Annotated in this window: 9 protein-coding genes; 7 read left to right on the top strand and 2 right to left on the bottom strand. The window is 64.2% G+C overall.

Going from position 1 to position 20,861, the window contains the following annotated elements; genetic code table 11:
- Nucleotides 1-26 precede the first annotated feature (26 nt).
- Entirely contained in the window at nucleotides 27-404 is a 378-nt protein-coding gene (locus AC50X9_RS19625) for an annexin (RefSeq protein WP_494896429.1), read from the bottom strand.
- A gap of 613 nt (nucleotides 405-1,017) precedes the next feature.
- Between AC50X9_RS19625 and AC50X9_RS19620 the strand changes: the two genes are divergently transcribed.
- Both AC50X9_RS19620 and AC50X9_RS19615 read left to right on the top strand, forming a co-directional pair.
- Entirely contained in the window at nucleotides 1,018-1,302 is a 285-nt protein-coding gene (locus AC50X9_RS19620; protein WP_494896427.1) for a hypothetical protein, read from the top strand.
- 746 nt (nucleotides 1,303-2,048) lie between these two features.
- Nucleotides 2,049-3,143, top strand: coding sequence for a hypothetical protein (locus AC50X9_RS19615; protein ID WP_494896425.1), 1,095 nt, complete (start codon nucleotides 2,049-2,051; stop codon nucleotides 3,141-3,143).
- A gap of 1,242 nt (nucleotides 3,144-4,385) precedes the next feature.
- On the opposite strand, the gene AC50X9_RS19610 is transcribed toward AC50X9_RS19615, so the two are convergent.
- Nucleotides 4,386-4,796, bottom strand: a complete 411-nt coding sequence (locus tag AC50X9_RS19610) for a hypothetical protein (RefSeq protein ID WP_494896421.1) — start codon at nucleotides 4,794-4,796, stop codon at nucleotides 4,386-4,388.
- A gap of 632 nt (nucleotides 4,797-5,428) precedes the next feature.
- On the opposite strand from AC50X9_RS19610, the gene AC50X9_RS19605 reads away from it, so the two are divergent.
- The 5 genes from AC50X9_RS19605 to AC50X9_RS19585 are packed head-to-tail and all read left to right on the top strand — an operon-like array spanning nucleotide 5,429 to nucleotide 20,741.
- Nucleotides 5,429-6,682, top strand: coding sequence for a hypothetical protein (locus tag AC50X9_RS19605; RefSeq protein WP_494896419.1), 1,254 nt, complete (start codon nucleotides 5,429-5,431; stop codon nucleotides 6,680-6,682).
- Complete coding sequence (locus AC50X9_RS19600; protein ID WP_494896417.1) at nucleotides 6,682-10,092, top strand: DUF6603 domain-containing protein; 3,411 nt, start codon at nucleotides 6,682-6,684, stop codon at nucleotides 10,090-10,092. The genes AC50X9_RS19605 and AC50X9_RS19600 overlap by 1 nt, the downstream gene beginning before the upstream one ends.
- On the top strand, nucleotides 10,089-13,412 hold the full coding sequence (locus AC50X9_RS19595) for a hypothetical protein (protein WP_494896415.1): 3,324 nt from the start codon (nucleotides 10,089-10,091) through the stop codon (nucleotides 13,410-13,412). The genes AC50X9_RS19600 and AC50X9_RS19595 overlap by 4 nt, the downstream gene beginning before the upstream one ends.
- On the top strand, nucleotides 13,399-18,882 hold the full coding sequence (locus AC50X9_RS19590) for a hypothetical protein (protein ID WP_494896414.1): 5,484 nt from the start codon (nucleotides 13,399-13,401) through the stop codon (nucleotides 18,880-18,882). The genes AC50X9_RS19595 and AC50X9_RS19590 overlap by 14 nt, the downstream gene beginning before the upstream one ends.
- Nucleotides 18,882-20,741, top strand: coding sequence for a hypothetical protein (locus tag AC50X9_RS19585; RefSeq protein WP_494896412.1), 1,860 nt, complete (start codon nucleotides 18,882-18,884; stop codon nucleotides 20,739-20,741). The genes AC50X9_RS19590 and AC50X9_RS19585 overlap by 1 nt, the downstream gene beginning before the upstream one ends.
- The last annotated feature ends 120 nt before the right edge of the window (nucleotides 20,742-20,861 follow it).

Raw genomic sequence — 20,861 nt, 5'->3', positions numbered from 1 at the left:
GACACGGGAAGGAATAACAAAATCCATCACGGACCTTTCCCCGCCCCGCACGCCAGGCCGCGGGCGACAGCAAACCTGTCACACAAGAGCCTGACACACAGGGGATAGGCGGCGATGTGGCTGAAGTCGCCGTCGGACAGTTCATCGCGAAGGTCATCACGCAAGTTGCGGTGAGTGATCCGTCGATACTCCGCTTCGATCTGGGGGAGTTCCCCTCGCGAGACTCCGCTTAGCGCCGCGAAGATGGCTTCCTCGTCGGTGCCGATGCCGGCCATCGCCTCGTGCAGCTGGCGGGCAATGAATTCGGGGTTGTATGGGCCCACGACGCGCTGGAGGGTCCCGGTAACGACAGCAGCGACGGCCGAGTTGCCGGCGCTTTGTTGGAGAGCTAGCAGCGAACTCACCGCCGCTGCCGAATTGCCAGCGCTTCGTTGGAGAGCTAGCGGCGAGTTCGCCGCCGCCACCGAAGACGGAGCCGTTTGGCCCGAGGCGGTACGCTCCGGCACGCGGACGCGGTCGGCAGGGGGACCGTGATAGTGATGCGCATGGGTCACTCGTCTATGCTCCCCTGGAAACTTCGAAGCATCCCGCCCGTTCGGGCAGACCTTGGGTACCGCGACCCCTTGGCACAGCTCAACGGCGTGGCTCGTTCAGCGTGTGTGCACAGGCGTGCCCGGTGGCGACCGGGCCGTCCCATCCCGGCGTGAGGTGCTCCCCGCGTGTTCCTCCGGTCACGAAGGATCCACCCTTCGGCAGCGGAGCGTTTAGGACCGAAACCGACGTGATCGTAATCGACTTGTCGTCACACCATGAACTAAGCTCACGAAGCGAGCCCTGCACAATCTACCGTGCAGGGCCCGCTTTAGTGGCAGCTACTTCGCAGTCGCCGTGGGCGACAGGGTTTTCATTCCTCGGGAACAGACCAAAAAGTACTCGACTGACCATGGAGAAAGGGCGAAGGCCGTAACTCTCTCATCAGAGCTGGAAACGCTACTTGGACGTGGACTCCGTCAGTTTGTGGTCATTGTCGATGCAGATTGGACAACGGTTCTTGGGCCGCAACCGATTAAAAGAGACTACCTTTTAGTTACCGACTTTCCTTCAATAGAGCATTACGCATTGCAGGCCGGACCCTTGAAGCGCTTCTTTTCTTTAGCATTAGGACAGCCCGAGTCTCCTTCGGCAGCCGACCTCTACAACGTCATGGGACCCGCACTCGGTGTGATCGCGGCCGTACGCATTGCGCTTCATCAATACGGAATCAAAGCCACCGCGAATCCCGCGGACGCTTGCACATTTTGAAAGAGTTCAATCAGCATCGCCACCTCAGAACTGGTCCAGCGTTGTGTTTCCAAGATTCCCAAAGCGGAACGTGAACATTCGATCGAGGAACTGACGAGCCAAGCCAATTCTTATATAGAAATGCTTGGGAAGCCTGGACAACTTGGGCGCGGACACGACGTAGCCCCCCGTTCTGGTAAAGCACCTCGGCCTTAAGGGCCATTACGCAGCACCCGAGGTTGTGGAATCCCTGCTCAGAACCAGTCTCCATCCTTTGGAACTAAAGCAATGGCCCTTGTTCTCAGAACTGGAGAAGCGGCTGAGGAAAACGTAATCGGGCCCCTATCCAGTCGAAGAGACGAAACGGCCTCGCATGCTTGAGCGTACGAGGCCGTTTCAGGGTTATTAGCTCCAGGTTGCTGCTGGCGAAGTGCATTGCGGCCGGAAGTGCGTAGTGGTTCAGAACAGGAACAACACCACAACTGTAGATGGACAAGCTATCTGGTCCCGAGGACTATTTTCGCGCCTGCCTATTTGCGCGGTAGCAGCCGACCGGATGCGCCTGGTCATGGACAAACTAAATGGTCCTTTACGCTCCCGGCGCGCTTCCGGAGCAGCCTCTTGGTACTCCCAGTGCGATTTCCTGCGCAACAGCTGGGGCTCCTTTGGGCGGCCAGGACCCCTGGGGCCCTGCGCCGCAGCAGGATCCTGAATGTGGGTTGCCACGGAGCATGGCCAAGCCTCTGCCGCCCCGATAGTCTGTGGGGATGCAGGGTGCTCTTTACTACCCCTTTATCCGCGTCCCCAACAACGCGTGGTGGACGCGGACACTTCTGTACTGGGATTCGGTCGCCACCATCACCCCGACGGTCTACATGGACGGACCAGAACGCCACGACCCCTTTACCCTGAAGCTCATCCGCAGCGGACTGCTCGATCAGATAGCGCCCCGTGAGGCTGAGAAGCACTTTGGCGGGAACTTCCAACGATTCGTGGAGTCTCACGAGCCCGAGGAGCTTCAGCGGCGTCGAAACAACTTCCAAATGGGCAACGTCGCACGCGTTCACATGGATAAATTTGTTTACGGGAACTGCTTCCTCTCGCTCCCGAACGACGGGCTCGCGGAAATCGAAAATGCGGACTGGGTGCTGGTTGAAGAGTCCTGTGCGGCGGAGATCATGGCTGCTTTGGCTCTCAGCCTCTGCGAAGCAGCGGACAAGCATCAGTGGAGCCGCCAGACAGGGGCCTACCCCGAACGCTGGGTCCCCGTCACGGATGACGAACCCTCAACCCTCGCCCTTTTGTCCGGCCTTAGGCCGATAGCCAATGACCAGGAAATCAAGGTTGAACTTCGCATCCGCGGACAGCTTCAGCTTGCGGAGATCTATTCCATTGCTCTTCCGGCCATCCTTCCGGTTCCCGAGGGCCCGATGAGCGTCGAAGACGTGGTCCGGTTTCGTGACCGACATGGCAATCTGCTTCCCCAGTTCCGGCGCTACATTGAAGATCAGTTCCAGGAAATGGCCGATCTCGATGATCCTGTGAAGCGCCAGCAATTAATGGACCGGTTGGAAGACGACGTGCGGGAACGGACGAAGCAGGTGAGCGCCTACTTGTTCGAGGCGCGTGTCGGCAAAGTGGTGAATTCGCCACTTGTAAGTCTGTTCAAATTTGTGCCAATTCTCGGACGCGCCGTCGACATCGGTCAGAAAACGTACTATGACACGCGACAGCACGCGGACTTTGAACGCCACCCACTTGCCTACTTGGCCTTCGCAAATGCAGCATTCGCGCCGCCAGTTCAAAAATACGGCTTCGACCCTATCGGTCGACCGCTGGTAACCGTCATATCAGGCGCCTGAGATACCGAAGGGCCAGCGGGCTCTTACCGTCCCGCCCTACATGAGGCAGCATAAGCTTCGTCGTCGCCCGTGTCCGCCGCCGCCCGGACATAACAATGCCACTCAGGTAGTCGCCGGGCAGTTTTTCCTGCACTGCGTCACACATGAGCGGCATGGAATCCTCAGGCATGGACACCAACTCCTACTGCCCCGAAGTCCGCGCGTACGCGACCGATCTCCTTTGCTAGTTGTGCCTGCCTGGCGGAACCATGCCGCTGGATTTACCTACGGCCTGTTCGAGATGTGAGCGAAAGCGGACGACGAGAACAAGGCGCGCATCGAACAGTGCTGGCCGTTAGTACCCTCCGGCCAACCAGCCGGACAAGACAGATCCCCGCTCTCGCCATTTAGCGGGGCGGGGACCCTTTTTATCCGGCTGCACCTAAGCAGCCGTTATCCCTTGTCGGGCTTTTTTCCATGGTCGAATTTCTTGACGGGGCTAGTCGCGGGGGCATTGGCTTGGGTGGCCTGGTCGGCTTGGCCCTTACCGAAGCCCCGCAGATAGCCGCACCGTCGGAGCCCCACGACTCCGAGGAAGAGCAAAATTCTGGCTCCACAGAGCTTGGATCCGCGCCAGCGGCGCCTCGCCCTTGCGGGCCACATCAATAACGTACTGGCGGAACTCCGCTCCATAAGCCGTCGAAATGGTCAACATCCTTCCGCGAGCACTAGCTCGCTAGGTCAAGGAGTCAGCAGAACCGGGGGCAGTCCCCCAAGTCATTCCGCGTTAGCAGCAGTAGGGTTGTGCAGGCCATAGACAAGTCAAACGGTCCCTTGTGCTCCCGGCGCGATTCGGAAATCCTCTGTACGTTCCCTAGGACCGGCTCATGTGGAATTCCGCTCAAGTCCTTTCCGGTCTGATAGGTGGTCAGGCAGCCCTGCGCAGGACTTGGGTGCCGCAAGCGCTTACCAGGCCTGTCATTGCTGCCCGTCCGTACAGGGAAAGCTCAGGCTTCTGAGCTTGTCCCGAAGTCCCTGTCAACGGCCAGTAGTTTCTGCCCACGGGCGGCCAGTTGATGTGCCCGCTCCCGTTCTTCCAGCTCCCTGCGACCGGCTTCGGTGGCCTCATCGGCCCTACGCCCAGCACCACGTGTATGGCGCGGCTGCGCGCCGTATCGGCGGCTACGACGTGGATTTCAAGAATCCTGAGCCTCCGCAAAGGGCCAAGGGAGTGTCCTCCCTCGAAGGGCATTCCCTTGCGCCTTAGCCAAGAGGCCACTCCGCTTGTCCTTCAGCCGATGCTCCGCTGAACCAGCGATCGCTTGGCCATTTCGGTATTGCCACCACTAGGCGGTGCTTACCTTCACTGTCCTGGCCGATGACCCAAATGGATTCGGGAAGCCATGCGTCCCGACCCTGAATACGGATGCGGATCTCTCTGCCCGATAGACGGGGTAGGTCGATTTCAGCTACGCCCAGATGGAATAGATACTCGTCCGTCCTGCCGCGCTCACGCGCGTCATGATCTAACCGGGGAAACGGCACGTCGACAGCCAAGGGATAACCGAACACCGGCTTTCGTACCAGGAGCCGGAAACTGTCTTCGGTGTCGGCGTCAGCAGCCATCGACGTGGTATGGATAATCCAGAGGCGGTTCAGAAATGCCATCGTCATCGCACTCTTTTCGGAAGTTGACCTTCCCAGCAGTACACGTCTGGGTAGTAACGGTAGCGCCTAGTAACGGTAGCGCCGCAGGTTTCTCAAGACAACAGCCGCTCATCACGTGACTGCCAGGCCTGCTCAGGTCATATACGAGTTGTGGATGGCCGTTTGAATCGGGCCGGAAAACCCCGAGTGGGAGAACTAGTTATCCCACAGCTGTAAGGCGGCCCCCTCGAGCAGCGCGGGTTAGAGTCCCCTCGTTCTTCGTAGGGTTGGCGTGTTGCCGATCCTGATCAGCGAAAAGCCTGCCATTGCACGGGAGGCGTGGCGCCGGGATCACGCGGTCCCGGAAACGACGTCATCAGCGGCGGCGGAGACGACACCATGGTTAGTGACACAGGCAGGAATTTCCCGCAGGCGACTCAGGCAATGCCAGCATCTGGACAGGCACTGGGATCAACACAATCAATGCCGGCTTCGATCTCCGCCCCGTCCCCTGCTTGCAGTCGAACGCTGGACGAGTCTCCAACAGGAAGCACGGACGGCCAATTCTTCTGGGGTCTGGAGTTTTCGTGTGAGCTCTGCCACACTGTGTCCATTCCACCGTTGGCCGGCACTCAACAGCCTGTCTCTCAGGGGGACGAATGGATTACGGGTTTGTCCCCGGGAAGAAAGACCAAGACGACCGGGTTCGCGCGTTTCTGGAACGCCGCACTCCGAAGGTCACTCTGCGACCCGACAGCGCCACAGTCCGGGACTTCATCCTCGATCTCGACGTGGATGGGAACGATCCCAACCCTGATTTGAAGGTCGTTAAGCCGTGGGGCAACCTACTGATCGGCGCGCACGCCAGCAGCGAGGGCTACATATTTATCCCGATGTTCCCAGGGCATGTCAACCCGGAGGACAAAAAACTGACGCCACAGACAGAATACGAGACGCTCGAAGACACGATTCAGTTCCCCGCGCACTCAGTAAGTATCCGCGACGATCAGATCGGCTACACTCCTGCAGCGGGGATCACCCACAGCCTCCATTTCAAGGGATGCAACGTGGGTCGAGACCGATTCGACAAATCACGCGCGCCGCGATCCCCGTATCTAACGAAGTTGAAGCAGGCGCTGGGCGACCATATCAACGTCACCGCTCCCAAGCACTTCCATGGCCTCACGGACGTTGTCGGTGACGGTGTCTACGAGTTCATGGCGCAGGAGTGGGTCGTGCGGACAACCGCGACCAAAGTCCGACGAGACAGCTACCGCGGGTTCGCAAATCGTGAGGCCCTTGTGAAGGCGTTCGTGGACCGCGACGACTTCACATACGCCGACGGTTCGGCTGTCGAGGACACCGAATGGAACGGGTGGATTCCACACGAGAGTCGGCTTCCTAAGAGTCAGAAGTTCGCCAGCGCCAAGCGGACCTGGTCAGACCCTGTCCGGGTCTGGCTGGGAATTGTGCCCGTCGGTGGCAAACGGGTCATAACGATTGAACGAGAGTTCCGATCGGAGTTGCAGACGTACCGTGTGGACTTCACCCCTACGACTCCGCCGAACCCCGTCGGCCAGGGACAACAAGAAGCAGCATTGCACGCGCATCTGCTGGACCAACCGAAAATGAAGAGCGAACATCCATGGCCGGTTTACGAGCGCGCCGACTATGCGGACTTCGACGCCTTCTTCCAGGGTCACCTCTGGGAATTCGAATCCAGCACCGTGTACCCAGGGAATCTCGTTGCGAATGGCCGCCGTTTCGACTACACCGTCCTCGAACCGATCCTTGACCTGTCGAGCTCGCCGAAGCGTCTCATCTGCAATTTCTGGCCCACGAAGGACAGCGGATACGAAGCGGTCACGACCGGTTTCGACGAAACGAGCAACCGCTACTTCGGGAGGGCCTGATGGCAGGCGACGTCATCAACGAGCTGCTTGCCGAGCTCGGAAAAGCCATGAAGCCCCTGGTGAACGCGACTTCCTCACCAGACGCCATGGAGGAGTTCCTGTTGCGATTCGGATGGGTTATGAGCCCACCGCCTGCAGAGCTGATGGCGTTGCGGGCACCTGCCGAGCACATCTATAACTTGGCCCTCGGCCCCGAGTACGGCACGGCGGACCCCGATTTCGGCAGTCTGGTCAACGGCATCCGCACGGTGGTCACCGCCATCTCCGAACTCTCCGGCGCCGCCCTGCCGGCCGTATTCGCTGCCGAGTTTCCCCGCCAGCTCATGGATTACTTGGTTTGTGAGTACCTGCTGAGCAACCAGGCTCGTTGGGGATATGCCCTGCTTGCTATGGGCGTGCTACGGCTGGAAGCCCGTCCTGCGGCGGCTGGCAGGGTCGCCTACGTGAGCCGCGAGGTCGCCTACGACGATCTCGGACTTATCTTGGACGACCAGCTGACTTTCCTCAAGAACGCCTACGCGTGGGACACAGACGACTTCCACGGCCAGGACTTACAGCGAGCCGTGGCCGGCCTGCTCGATGCGTGGGGTCTCGCGGTGCGCTCCGCCCCGCTTGACCAGCAAAGCATGACCACGCTCAACCAGAACGTGGTCGGCCGGGTCGCCAGCAACATGGTGCGGATGGTGCTGTTCCGTAGCGTGTTAGGCAGTCAGCTCGAAGCCGGCGTGGGCCTCGTTCTGATGCCAAAGACCACGACGCAGAAGCCTGGTTTTGCGGTCCTACCATACGGCACGGCCGGATTCGTTGGGGGCTTTCCTCTCAGCTCCGAACTCACCTTTGTAGTCGGCGGGACCCTCGGGCTGGATAGCGGGGTGGGTGCCATCGTGCGTCCGGACGGAATCGACGTGAAGGTCGGTGTCGATGAAGCGTCGGTTGCCCCTGCCGAGGGGACGCTGACCATCGCCCTTGTTACAGGTGGTGACACGGAACCGACTGTGATCTTCGGATCCGCCGGCGCTTCACGTTTCGAGGTCACCGGCGCCCCGTTGCTCTTCGGGACGAGATTCGGCTCCGGCGGCAGCTTTGAGGTCTTCACCGAGTTCGAGGTCGCCGGCGCTAAGCTTGTCATCAAGCCCGGCCCAGACGCCGACAATTTCCTGAGGGCTTTGCTCCCCGGGGGCGGCCTGTCCGTCTCCACCGACCTAACCGTGGGCTTCTCGACCACTCAGGGTCTGTACTTCGGGGGCAGCAGCGGCCTCGAGGTCGTCATCCCTGCGCACATCCAGCTCGGGTCGGTCGAGGTCGTGTCAGCGCTCCTGGCTGTGAGGTTCGGCAACGGCGAGCTCCCCGTAGAGATGGCGGCCACCATCAGGAGCGACCTGTCCGTGATGAGGATAGTGGTCGAAAACGTCGGCGTACAGGCCGTGTTCACCTTCCCGCCCGACCGTAAGGGCAATCTGGGGCCGGTCAACCTCGCGATGAGGTTCCGCCCGCCGGACGGTGTCGGGCTCGCGATCAACGCGGGAGTCGTTCAGGGCGGGGGCTATTTGTCTTTCGACGTGGCCAAGGGCGAGTACACAGGCGCTATCGAGCTCACCGTCGCCAACTTCCTGTCTCTCAAGGCCGTCGGCCTGATTAGCACGAAGCTGCCCGACGGAGCCACGGGCTTCTCCCTTCTCGTCATTATCACTTCCGAGTTCAACCCAGGCTTGCAGCTCGGCTATGGATTCACCCTGCTGGGGGTCGGCGGCTTACTTGGGCTCAACCGCGGCATGTTCCTGGAACCGCTCGTTCAGGGGATCCGCACCGGCGCCATCAACGGCATCCTCTTCCCGACCAACGTCATCGACAACGCCCCTCGGATCCTCAGCGACCTCCAGGCGATCTTCCCCCCGAGGAACGGCACGTTCCTGATCGCGCCGATGGCGAAGATCGGGTGGGGCACGCCCCGGCTGATCTCGGTATCCCTGGGCGTCGTTATCGAGATCCCCGGGAACGTCGCCATCCTCGGCCGGATCCGGGTCACGCTACCGACTGAGGAAGCAGCCGTGATGCTCCTCCAAGTGAGCTTCCTCGGTGTCCCAGAGTTCGACAAACGCCGGATCTGGTTCTTCGCCTCGCTGTACGAGTCGCGTGTCCTCTTCATCACGCTCGATGGCCAGATGGGCTTGCTTATGGACTACAGCGACAACCCGAACTTCGTGTTGTCGGTGGGAGGCTTCCATCCCCAGTTCGCCCCACCGCCCCTACCCTTCCCGTCTCCTAACCGCATCGCACTGTCGCTGATCAACGAGAGTTGGGCCCGGGTCCGCGTCGACGCCTATTTCGCCGTCACTTCGAACACAGTGCAGGCCGGCGCCCATGCCGAGGCATTCTTCGGGTTCTCCGCGTTCAGCGTCGAGGGCCGCTTCGGCTTCGACGCGCTCCTGCGGTTCTCGCCGTTCTACCTCATCGTCGAGGTGTCGTGTGGCTTCTGCGTCAAGGTCTTCGGCCTAGGGGTCTGGGGCATCCACCTGAGGGCGTCGCTCGAAGGCCCCACCCCCTGGCACATCAAAGGCCACGCCTCGATCAGTCTCCTGTTTTACACCATCCACGTGCCGGTCGACGTCACGTTCGGTGAACGCCGGGGCGAGACCCTGCCGCCGATCGACGTCCTCGTCGAGCTCGCCAACGAGTTCGGGAAGCTCGAGAATTGGCGGGCCGGTCTGCCGTCATCCGGCCGCCTCATGGTCAGCCTCCGCGAGCTCGGGGAAGGGGACTCGCTGGTGCTGCACCCGGTCGGCTTGCTCGAGATCAGCCAGCGACGAGTGCCGCTCAACATACCGCTGGAGAAAGTCGGGAACCAGAAGGCGCGGGACATCAAGAACGCCAAGGTGGATGCCTCCAGCGCGACCCTGCATCTCAAGGGTGCCAAGCGTGAGCGCTTTGCCAAAGCCCAATTCCAGAACATGGACGACGCAGCGAAGCTCTCGCTCCCGGCGTACGAACAGCTCGACGGAGGCATCCTCCTAGGGGCCGCAGGCGACTCATGGGGCAGTGGGCCAGCCACCCAGCGCACGGTCCGCTACGAGCAGATCATCGTCGACAGCGCCCACGAGCGGGTCCGTCGACCCTTCTTCACGTTCTGGCCGACGCTTTTCAATCACTTCGCCAAGGGTTCGTCGATCCGCAGGGCCGACGTTTCGCTCGCCAGGGAGAAGCAGCGCACGCCGTTCGAGGACAAAATCACAGTCGGGCCCGACCAGTACGCAGTTGCGCTCCAAGCCGACAACAGGCTCGCTGCCGCGAATTCGGTCTTCGCCAGCCACGCCGAGGCGGCAGCCCACGCAGCCGCGGCCATCGCGGCCAACCCCGGCCTCACCGACCAACTCCACGTCATCCCGAGCGCGGAGGTGAACGCAGCCGCATGAGCCAGCCCCCCATCGCGTCATACACATTCCTGCCCTGGGCCCGTCAGGGCCTCGGCCTCCACATCACCCAGGGCCACGGCGACACCACGGTGAAGTTGCGCGGGTCGATACCCGTCAGCCTCAAGGTCAGCGGCGACCGGCTCGACGGAACAGGACGGGCGGAATCGCCGCCGATCGACAAGGCCCTGAACCTCTACGGACCCGGCGATGTCATCGGCATTGAACACGCCAGCATCGTGCGCACAGAGCCGAGACCCGGCATCACAAACTTCGAAAGCAACTACCTGGCTTTCATCGAGTTCTACGACGAGGACTTCTGCTGGCGCTACACCCCAGCCAAGTCCAGTTTGGACGCCAGGCGCCTGCGTCCGTGGCTCGCCCTGCTCGTCCTGGAACAGACTGAGTTCGACGACCTCGGGACACCGAGCGGCAGCCCGCTTCCCTCGATCCGGATAACGAACCCTCATGCGTTCCCCAATGACGACAAGACCTGGGCATGGGCACACGTCCACGTCGACGCCTTCCTCGGCGGCGACCCGGCCAATGCCGCAGACCAGGCAGCCCGGCTCGGAGCCGCCGTTCGGAACGACCGGGACTCCGCGGACTCCCGCCTAATCTGCCCGCGGCGACTCACCGCCAACACCAGCTACCACGCTTTCGTGGTGCCCTCGTTCGAAGCCGGACGCCTCGCCGGCCTCGGGAGGCCGCTCGACGACGTCGGGCACGCCACCCAGTCGGCATGGGCCAGCGGGCGCACAGGAGCGCCCCTCGACGAGTACCCCGTCTACCACCGGTGGTACTTCCGCACCGGATCGGTCGGTGACTTCGAGTACCTCGTCCGCCTACTAAAACCGCGCACCGTCGACCCTCGAGTCGGGCGGCGCGACATCGACCTGCTAGACCCTCACGCCGCCGTACCCCCTATCCTCGGCCCCCGGGGCGACGGTGTCCTACGACTGGGCGGTGCGCTGCGGGCGCCTCTGGCGACGCTGAGCGATGACGACCTAGCGGACTACCAGGCGTATGAGCAATGGCCAGGGCTCTACCCCCACCCGTTCCAGACCGCGCTCGCGGCATTCGTGAACCTCGGCGATGACTATGGCCAGCAGTCGGCGCCTGCGGCCAACGCCGGCACGTCCCTCACCGGGATTGAGACGGACGATGATCCGCTGATCACGCCGCCCCTCTACAGCCGGTGGCACTCGCGGACGACGCGCCTCACACCGCCCACTCAGGCCCCGGAGGACGAGAACAAATGGGTCGACGAGCTCAACCTCGACCCACGGCACAGGACCGCCGCTGGCTTCGGCACCGAGGTCGTGCAGCAGCATCAGGAGAACTACATGGAGGCGGCCTGGCAGCAGGTCGGCAAGGTCCTCGAAGGCAACAGCAAGATCCGGTATGCACAGCTGGCCCGGTTGGCGTCGTACATCTGGTACCGCCGGGAACTGAAGCCGCTCCAGCTCGCCGGCCACGCCCAGCTGCTTGCGCTGACGGCGCCAGTGCAGAGACGGGTGCTGTCCGCCGGACTCACGGTCGCCCACCAAGTGAAGGAGAGCACGGTCCCTCCGGCCCTCTTGGGTACAACGATGCGCAAGGCGCTGCGGCCCCGGGCACGGATCACCCGTCTCTCGGGGTTCACCGACGAGCTGCCCGCGGCAGCGTTGCTGGATCGCGTGAACGTCGGAGACGTGTCGGCCGCGCCCCCCAAGACTGTGCCGCCGTCGCTCCCGACTGGCCCAAGGCTGGCCGAGGAGCTGCCCGGCGCCGGGCTCTCGGACTGGCTGGCGAACCTGCTCCGCCGCACACCAGGCTGGCGCTGGATCCTCGTCGGGCTGGCGCTGCTGCTGGCTGTGCTGCTGCTGGAGATCGGGCCGGTGGTCGCCCTCGTGGGCGCCGTCGTACTGGTCGCCGGTGCGCTGGCCCTAGCCAGATGGCTGTCCCGCCGGCTGGCCAGGCACACTGCAACCCAAACGCTCGATCCGGAGACACGCAGACCCGATACCGTCGCCGATCTCGGCACCAGCTCCGACTTCACAGCCGCCGCACCGCCGTCGGTGGGCCGACCCACTCTGGGAGGCGCGGACAGCCCCGATTCGGTGCGGTTCAAGGATGCCCTTCGGAACCTCTACAGCGTCGACGTGGCTCACCGCGCGATGGAGGTGCCGGTGCGCGAGTCCATCGACCTGCGCCAGCTCGCTGCGGGCACTGTGGCGGCCCTCGACCCGATGACGACCATCCCCGAGCGCGTCCTCGGTTCCCTCGCGATCCCGTCACGAATCAAGGACGCTCTGGTCGACGACGATTTCGGGGAGGTCATGGTCTACCCCGAGATCGACGAGCCCATGTATCTCGCACTGAAGGGCCTCTCCGACGAGCACTTCGTGCCGAATCTCAATCTGGTCCCGGTCAACTCGATAACTCTGCTTGAGACCAATCAGGAGTTCATCGAGAGCTACATGATCGGCCTCAACCACGAGTTCGCGCGCGAACTGCTGTGGCGCGAGTACCCGACCGACCAGCTCGGCAGCTACTTCCGTCAGTTCTGGGACATCACCGGATACCTCGCTGCGCCGGGCACCGATCCCACTCGGCTCCGGGAGGTACTGCGCGACATCCCCGAGTTGCACATCTGGGCGAAAAACAAGGACCTGGGCAGCTTTGACCACCGGGAACAGGGTGGCGAGGAGGAGAACGAGGTCGTCCTCGTGATCCGCGGGGAGCTGCTCAAGAAATACCCCACCGCAGTGATCTACGCGCACCGCGCTGAGTGGGTCCTGAAGGCCGACGGAACCCCTGACAAGGCAAAGCCTCGCAGACTCAAGGAGCTGCCCGCCGGCGGCGATCCGGCGCGAACCGTGGTGAAATCGCCGCTGTACGAAGCCAAGGTCGACCCGGACATCTATTTCTTCGGATTCGACCTCACCGCCGAGGAGGCACGCGGAGGGCCGCAGGACGACGGCTCGGATGACCCCGGCTGGTTCTTCGTAATCAAAGAGCGCCCTGGTGAGCCGCGGTTCGGGCTCGACCTCCCGCAGGACGCGCCACGAACCACAATCAACACCTGGAACCAGCTCGCCTGGTCTGACGTGGGGACCGCTGAGGGCACCTGCCTGTTGCCCGGAGCCGATGGCACACGGACGCTGGTCGACCCGGGCTCGGGCAACGACGGCCGAACGCAGTACGACGAGGACCACCGCTACCAGTGGCGATCGAACACGACCGCCGCGGAGATCGCGTACATCCTGTTCCAGGTGCCCGTGATGATGGCTGTGCACGCCGCCGAGATGCTCGTGAAGGTGAAGGATGATGATGCCTGAGTTCGATGATCTGCGGGCGCAACAGTCTGCCCAGCAGCAGAAGATTGAGGATGCCAGGGTCAACGTCTTGCTCGTCGACGATGCTCTGGGTCGGGCTCGTCAGCGCCGCGACGACGCCGCGCGCACCGCAACGCACACGGGCCTCGCGCACGCCGATCGCAAGGTAAGGAAGCTCACTGCGGCCAGCGTCGAGGCTCGCCAGCTCCTCGCAGCCGAGCGCGCGGTGCGCGACCGGATCGCCGAAGGTCTGGCGGAGTTCACCGACCCACGACGAACCATCAGCCAGCTCGACTCAACCCCCATCCTGCTCCTGCCGCTCCGACTCGAGACCCGCTTCAAGAAAGGGGAGCACGGTCAGCCCCAGCTGTGGGTGCGGGTCTATCCCGACACCTGTCTCGTTGACTCGTTCGAGGCGACTCTCAGCGAGTCGGAGGTCGAGAACGGCCGGGCGTTCTGGACCGCAATGTGGCGCTCGGGCGGCGACCCCGACCTGGACAGAGCGGCCTGGCGTGAGCTGGTCGCCGCGTGTGGTTCAGGGCGGGCCGGTTGGGTGCTGCGCCAGTACCAGCCGGCCCAACCCGACGCCAAAGAGAACCGTGACGCCGCGACCGACGTCCTGCTCGTAATTGTCTCCTCGAAGACGGTGCCGACCGCTGCTCTGGGCTACTGGACAGCTGCCTGGCGGGCAGGTGACGACCCGACGCGTCTTCAGACAGCTTACGACGACCTCGAAAGCCTCGCCGGAACCGCCGAGGCTCAGCGCATCGCTGCGACCTACCGGCCGGTGAACTTCAACGAGCCACCGCCACCACCGTTCACGCGGGCCACCGCTGCCTTAAAGACGTCGGCCCTGCAGATCGCCGACCTCGCCGACCTGCAGGTTCGGGCAACCTCGTGGTCGAGTCCGGCGCGGGTAGACATCCTGCCCGAGCGACTGGTTTTCGTCGGGTACGACACATCCGGGCAGCCCCAAAAAGTGGTGGTCGGAAGGCCCATCCCGCCCACCCTCATCGCCGGCCCGGATCCCTCTGCAGCTGACGCCGAACGGCTACGGCCAGTCGACGACCAACTGGTCATCCCCGACGACCTAGCCTGGATGTTCGATTTCAAGAGGGCGGTGGATGTGGGGATGGCATTCCAGTTCGACCTTTCCGAGGAGCAGGCCCGATCCGGATTCGAGCGCGTGCTCGTACTCGGCGTAAGGCTCACTGACACGGCCGAAGAGGGCCGGCAGCGCTTCGAGCGGCTCCTGGAGCACCACCTCTACAGCCGTCCCGGTCTGGAGATCCTGCGCCAGGGCACGCCCACCAACAACACGGAGGAGAGCGGCGCTGGTTACACCTGGCGCGACGACCCCGAGCGGACTTTTCGGGCGCTCTGTCTGCAACAGCCGCAGTTCACGCGGGAAGCCGACCAGCTACTGAGACGCGACGGCCAATGGCTCGCCGATGGCCTCGGTATCTCGCCGGATCTCGTCGCCCGGATCCCCGGCGCTGGCTTGGCCGACCGGAGCGAGGCACATGCCATGCAGATCGCTCTGTGGAACTCCACCATCGGCTACTTGATGGGGTCCCAGCTCACGCCGGTCTTCTCACGCCAGACCGTCGAGGACACGCGGCTCTTCTTTACCCGACACGTCATGGGCCGCGGGCCGCTTCCCTCGCTGCGGATCGGGGACCAGCCCTACGGGATCGTCCCGACCGTCGCTTTCGAACGGCTTGGCTGGTTCGGTGAGGGCCGGAGCTTCCCGGCCAGGTTGTTCGACGTGGTCCGGAAGGTCGAGAAGGACTGGCAGGCGCTCCTTCCTCGGATTTCGAAAATCGGTGATCCGGGCGACCCGCACCAGGTGCTCCTAGACGTTCTCGGGCTGCACCCGTCGTCCGTGGAGTACTACCCGCTACTGGCCGACAGCGTCGACCACAAGGTCCACGAACTGAGCCTGGTGGACACCCCGCTGGCGCTGTCGTTCCTCCGCCTGTTTCCACCCAACGAGGCGCTCGAACTGCTGCACCGGTTCGGCTACACGGGAACCGAAGTCCCCGACGTCCTCGCGAAGGTCTACCATGAGCGCCAGACACCGCTCACTGGCCCAGTCGTCGACGACGTACCGCTTTCGGAGCACATACCGCTCAGCGCCTGTGCCAGCGGGCGCAACTACATCGCCTGGCTGATTGACGCGGCCTCCAGCAGCTTCGTCACCCTGCAGCGTGAGGAGGGGTTCGACGCAGGCAGGACACCGAAGGCGCTGCTGTACCTACTGCTCCGGCACTCCCTTCAGCAAGGGTTCAGGTGGGCCGCGCTAGACCTCAAGGCCAAGGCAGGCACCATTCAGGACGTGCGCACAGAGTTGCGGGAGCCCACCATGGTGCATGTCGCGACAATGGAAAAGGGCAGCGAGAGCACCTACGCCGCGCTGATGCTCCCCGACGAGGCCGTCACCGGTCGGCCCGACCGCACCGTCGCCGAGCACCTAATCTGGCACCTTCCGGTGTTGGAGGGTCCGCTACCGGAACACCTGGATGCCCTCGCCCGCCTAACCGGGCTTCCCACCGCACGCCTGGAGCGTCTCTTCGCCGAGCACGTGGACACCGCGAGCCACCGTCTCGATGCCTGGAAGTCCGGGCTAACCGACTGGGGACTCAGCAGGCTCCGGACCATTCCGCAGCGCCGCGCGAACATCCCCCAGAGGGACGATCAGGTCAAGTCCTCGGAGGACGGGCTGTACGTCGGCGCGTACGGCTGGCTGGAGCCGATCCGCCCCGAGGGCAAAGTCCTCGATCGCAAGCCGTTGCCCCCGGACGTGGACAAAGCCATCAACCTCAGGGACACAGAGCCGCTGTACACCGACCCCACCAACCTCGGCCTCATCCACGCACCTTCGCTGAGCCATGCCGCGACCGCCGCCGTACTCCGCAACGGCCACGAGGCGCACGGCGGTCGGCTCGCCGTGAACCTATCCTCGGCCCGGGTACGCGCAGCGCTGGAAATCCTCGAAGGGATGCGCAACGGGCAGTCGCTCGGGGCGCTGCTCGGCTACGCGTTCGAGCGGCACGTCCACGACCACGGCCCACTGCAGGTGCGGGCGCTGGTGTACCCGATGCGCCGGGCCTTCCCGTTGGCGGCCAACCAGATCCAAAAGACCACCACGACCGACGGACCCGCGCAGGAGTCCATCACGGCGATCAACGTCGTTGACGGGCGGAAGCTCATCGAGCACGTGGAGAAGTCCGAACAGGCGACCTACCCGTTCGGTCTCCCCACGGCCACACTCCCCCGGCGCCCTGACCCCCGCGAGGAGGACGCGATCACCGCCGCAGTGGAGCACATCCGTGACCTCAACGACGCGCTCGCTGATCTGGGCCTCACCGAGTCGGTGTTCCAAGCCGTGTCGGGCAACTACGAGCGCGCCGCCGGCACGCTCGATGCCTTCGCCAAAGGCAACTACCCCCCGGAGCCCGGCGTCGTGCGCACGCCGCGCTCCGGGACTACCCTGACCTTCCGCGTGGGCATTCACCTCGCCGCGACTCCCCCGGCCAACCCGCTGCCGACTGTGCCACTCACCCCGCTCGCGTCCGTCGAGCCCCGCGTCAACGCGTGGCTGGCCGCCCGGCTGCCGCGCCCAAGCGACGTCGGCTGCACAGTCGCGTACACCGACAGGATGACCGGCACCGCCACCTCAGCGTTCATCAGCCAGGACGATCTCGGGCTGCACCCCGCCGACCTGCTCTACCGCGCCAAGACCGACGGCGGGCAGGCTCTGGGAGACCTGGATGATCGCATCCTGGCCAGGCTCCACCGCACCGCCGACGTCGCCCTAAACCAGCCCATCACGATCAAACACACAACCCGAGTAGCCGCCAAGGTGACCTTCTTTGAATTGGAGGCACTGCTCACAAGCCTCCGGAAGCTGGTCCTGGCCTCCCGTCCGTTACGCCCCACCGACTTCCTGCGCGATGGCGAGGCGACAACGGCAGCAGAGATTCCTGGCACGGTCACCGCCTCCCGGGTCTCGTCCCCCAGCGCCACGTTGCTCACTACGCACGTGCCCGCGCTCGATGCCTTCATGACCGCTGCTGTAAACCCGGCCACGACCGCTGACGCTTTGATCGCGTCGTACGTCGACACAGTCGAGCCCCTCGCGGCCTACCGTCTGCCGGGTTCCGGAACCGGGTTCGCGTACCAGTGGCGCGCCGCTACCTTCGCCGCGGTCGTGGCCAAGGTGGCGGAACGGCTACAGGTCTGGGACGACCGGCTGGCCCGGTTCGACGAACTCCTGATCGAGTACGACGCGCTGCAGGTTACCGCTACCGACGACGAGCGGCGCCAACTGCTGCGAACCGCGGAGGTGCTGGTCAGCACGGCGATCACCGACGGTGTCAGCCTAGAGAACCACCGGCTCGCCCTCGAAGCCCGACGCAACGGCCTCACCACGGTGCAAGGCAACCTGCTTGACGCGATCGAACCGAGCCGGCCGTCGCTGCACCAACTGCTCGTGGACGTGCAGGCGGCGATGCCCTGGGCCGCGGTCGACCACGACCCCCTCGACCTCAAGGCCGAGACCGACGCGGTCGCTGCGTTCCGCGCCCGGCTCGCCACAGCCGCCCGGCAACTGAAGGACGAGATCATCAGCCGCACCGACCGGGTGGCCGGGCTGCTCACCGAGCACGCCTCGGCCACGCCCGACCGGCAGGGCACCCTCGTGATCGAAGCCGCCGAGGTGCTCTTCGGTGAAGACCTCGTAGTGGTCCCCGCGATCACCCTCACCGGCCCGGCAACCGCCGAGCTCGGACTGGCCTACGCACACGGGACGGCCGGCCTGCTGACTTACCTCACGACGGACGCTGCCGGGCCGCAGCGCGACTTCCCTGTCGACGACTGGATGCACGGGATCGCCCGGGTCCGGGAGAAGCTTCAGCACTGGGAGAACCTCGTACTGCTGAGCGAGGCATTGACCGATGTCGGCTCGCCGCAGTTGCGGCCCCTCCAGCTCCCCCACCAACCGGGTGAGAACTGGCTGGCGCTGGAGATCAAGCCCCCTGCCCACCCCTACGACCGGATCCCGGACCGACTGCTCTACGCAGCGCACTTCGCCGAGTCCTTTAACCCGACCCAGCCGATCGCCGGACTCATGGTCGACGAGTGGACCGAGATCGTCCCTGGCACTCACGAGACCACGGGCGTTGCGTTCCACTACGACCGACCCAACGCGGAGGCGCCGCAGGCATTTCTCCTGGCGCTCCCCGCGCGGGCGGATGGCAGGTGGACGTGGGAGGATCTGGTCGAAGGCGTCAATGACGCGTTCAACACTGCGAAGCTACGCGCCTTGGAGCCACGGCACCTCGACGATACGGCCTATGCAGCGTTCCTGCCCGCGACGCACTCGGCTTACACGTTCCCCGAGATCTCGATCTCCAATAACCTGCTGCGCAACGTGGCCATCTACACATCCTTGGCTGAAAGAGCGCGCTGATGGTTGAGCCAAACATCGTGCAGCAGCTCGACGAGGCTCTCGCCTCGCGACTGTTCCCGGCTGTGACCCGATGGAACCGGCTCGAAGGTCGTCCGCGAACCCACCATTTCGACCGGGCCCTGCGCGCGGAGGTGAGCGACGGCCTGTGGATGCTCGCGCGACAGTGGCAGATGGGGGAGTTCGTCGGCGACGACGCTGGTTCGCCGGTGCTGGCGCGCGGCATGGTCGACGTACGCATGATCGACCGTTATCAGCCGGATGGTCATCCCTCAGGGGCCCTGTCGGGCGCTGACCCGCTCGAACCGCGAGTCGAACGCCGGGACCTCCCGCTGCGCACCGGCACCCAGTACCTCTCCCTCGATCTCCGTCTGGTCGTGGGGCGTCGCTGGCTTCAGCTCCTCGCGGCTGACCCGAGCGTGGCCATGTTGAGCACGGCGTATCTCTCCCGTTGGCCGGTGCCCGTCCCTGACCCGGAGGACGAGGCGGACGCCGCCATTTGCGCGCACGCCGACGTCTGGCAGCGCGTCAGCTGCGCCGCGGGTCGCGCAATGGACGGCATCGCGTTTGTCGAGCACGTCCGGGCCGGCGGCGCCGCGCATGACGGCGTCGGGGCCGCGGCGTCGCAGCAGGCAACAATCACGACACTGGCCGGTCGCCTGTCGCGTTGGTTCGCCAACCTCGTGCACGTGCCGGAGGACAGCGGCGACGCCTGGGATCCCGCCCGGCTGGAGTACACGTTCGGTATCTCTGGGCAGACCGGTGCCACCCAGCCTGACGGGTCGGCCGCGGAGGTCGTGATGCGCGCTCCGCAGTACCAGCACGGTCGGCTCGACTGGTTCGCCTTGGAGTCGCGGCCCGACGAGCCGCGGCTCGATGGCCCCCAGCCGCCCGCGGCGACACCGGATCCTGACGTCCAGAGCTTCATCCCCACCAACATCCTGTTCGACGGGATGCCGAGCACCCGCTGGTGGGCCTTCGAGGATCGTCGCACCAACTTCGGAGACGTGCGCCCGGACAAGGTCGACCTGGGCACGCTCCTCATGCTCGACTTCGCGCTCAACTTCGCCAACGACTGGTTCGTTGTGCCGTGGACGCTTCCGGTCGGCTGCGTTGCAGAGACGAGAGGAATCGCGGTCACCAACGTCTTCGGCGAGCGGACCTGGGTCGCTCCGTTCGCTGACGACAACGCCCACCCTGAACGCGCCACCTGGTCAATGTTCCAGCCCAGCGCCCCTCCCGGGTCCACCGTTCCCCCGCGCCTGGTGCTCCTCCCTGTTGCACCCAAGGTGCAGGAAAGTCGGGTGGTCGAGCAGGTCGCTCTGGTCCGCGACGAGGTAGCCAACATGGTCTGGGCGATCGAGCGGACCGTTCCGCTCCCCAGCGGCCAGAGCCGTCCCGGCGCTGAGGTGGCCCATGAGTACCGTGCTCACCTAAGACGAGTCTTCGACTCCTCGGGCGCGGCGACGCCACCTCCAGCCCCGGTTGCCCCGTTGCGGTACCGCCTCATGACAGACGTGCCCGAGCACTGGATCCCCATGATTCCGGTGCGCGTCGCAGGAAGCACCCGCGAGATCCAGCTGCAGCGCGCAGCTCTACCGCGGGTGTTCCCTGACGACCCCACTCCTAAGAAGGTGCGGCCCCGGACGCCGCTGCTGCGCCAGAACTTCCCCGCGGCGTACTTCATTTACGAAGAAGTGGTGCCACGGTACGGGGTGGTGGTCGACCAGTGCTACCAGCGTACCCGCGGCCCAGACGGCAGAGTGCATCTCTGGTACGGTGCGCGGAAAAGCACCGGCCGAGGTGAGGCCTCCAGCGGCCTCAAGTTCGACACATTGGTGCCTCAGGAAGATACGCTTTGAGGCGGGATGAACCAGGACCTCAAGGCTGCCAAGAAGGCTAGACCGACACGGAAGCGGACGTCGTTGCCGGCATAGTCGAGAGCCGCTGGTATGACGCCAGCCAAGTCGAGCAGGGAAAGA

This window comes from Pseudarthrobacter sp. HLT1-3, assembly GCF_059383535.1.
The sequence above is the reverse complement of the archived record's forward strand: the minus strand, read 5'-3'. Positions and strand labels throughout refer to the sequence as shown.

Bases quoted from the DNA above. Each gene is read 5' to 3' on its own strand.
- AC50X9_RS19615 (WP_494896425.1), top strand. From the start codon at position 2,049: ATGCAGGGTGCTCTTTACTACCCCTTTATCCGCGTCCCCAACAACGCG.
- AC50X9_RS19610 (WP_494896421.1), bottom strand. From the start codon at position 4,796: ATGACGATGGCATTTCTGAACCGCCTCTGGATTATCCATACCACGTCG.
- AC50X9_RS19605 (WP_494896419.1), top strand. From the start codon at position 5,429: ATGGATTACGGGTTTGTCCCCGGGAAGAAAGACCAAGACGACCGGGTT.
- AC50X9_RS19600 (WP_494896417.1), top strand. From the start codon at position 6,682: ATGGCAGGCGACGTCATCAACGAGCTGCTTGCCGAGCTCGGAAAAGCC.
- AC50X9_RS19595 (WP_494896415.1), top strand. From the start codon at position 10,089: ATGAGCCAGCCCCCCATCGCGTCATACACATTCCTGCCCTGGGCCCGT.
- AC50X9_RS19590 (WP_494896414.1), top strand. From the start codon at position 13,399: ATGATGATGCCTGAGTTCGATGATCTGCGGGCGCAACAGTCTGCCCAG.
- AC50X9_RS19585 (WP_494896412.1), top strand. From the start codon at position 18,882: ATGGTTGAGCCAAACATCGTGCAGCAGCTCGACGAGGCTCTCGCCTCG.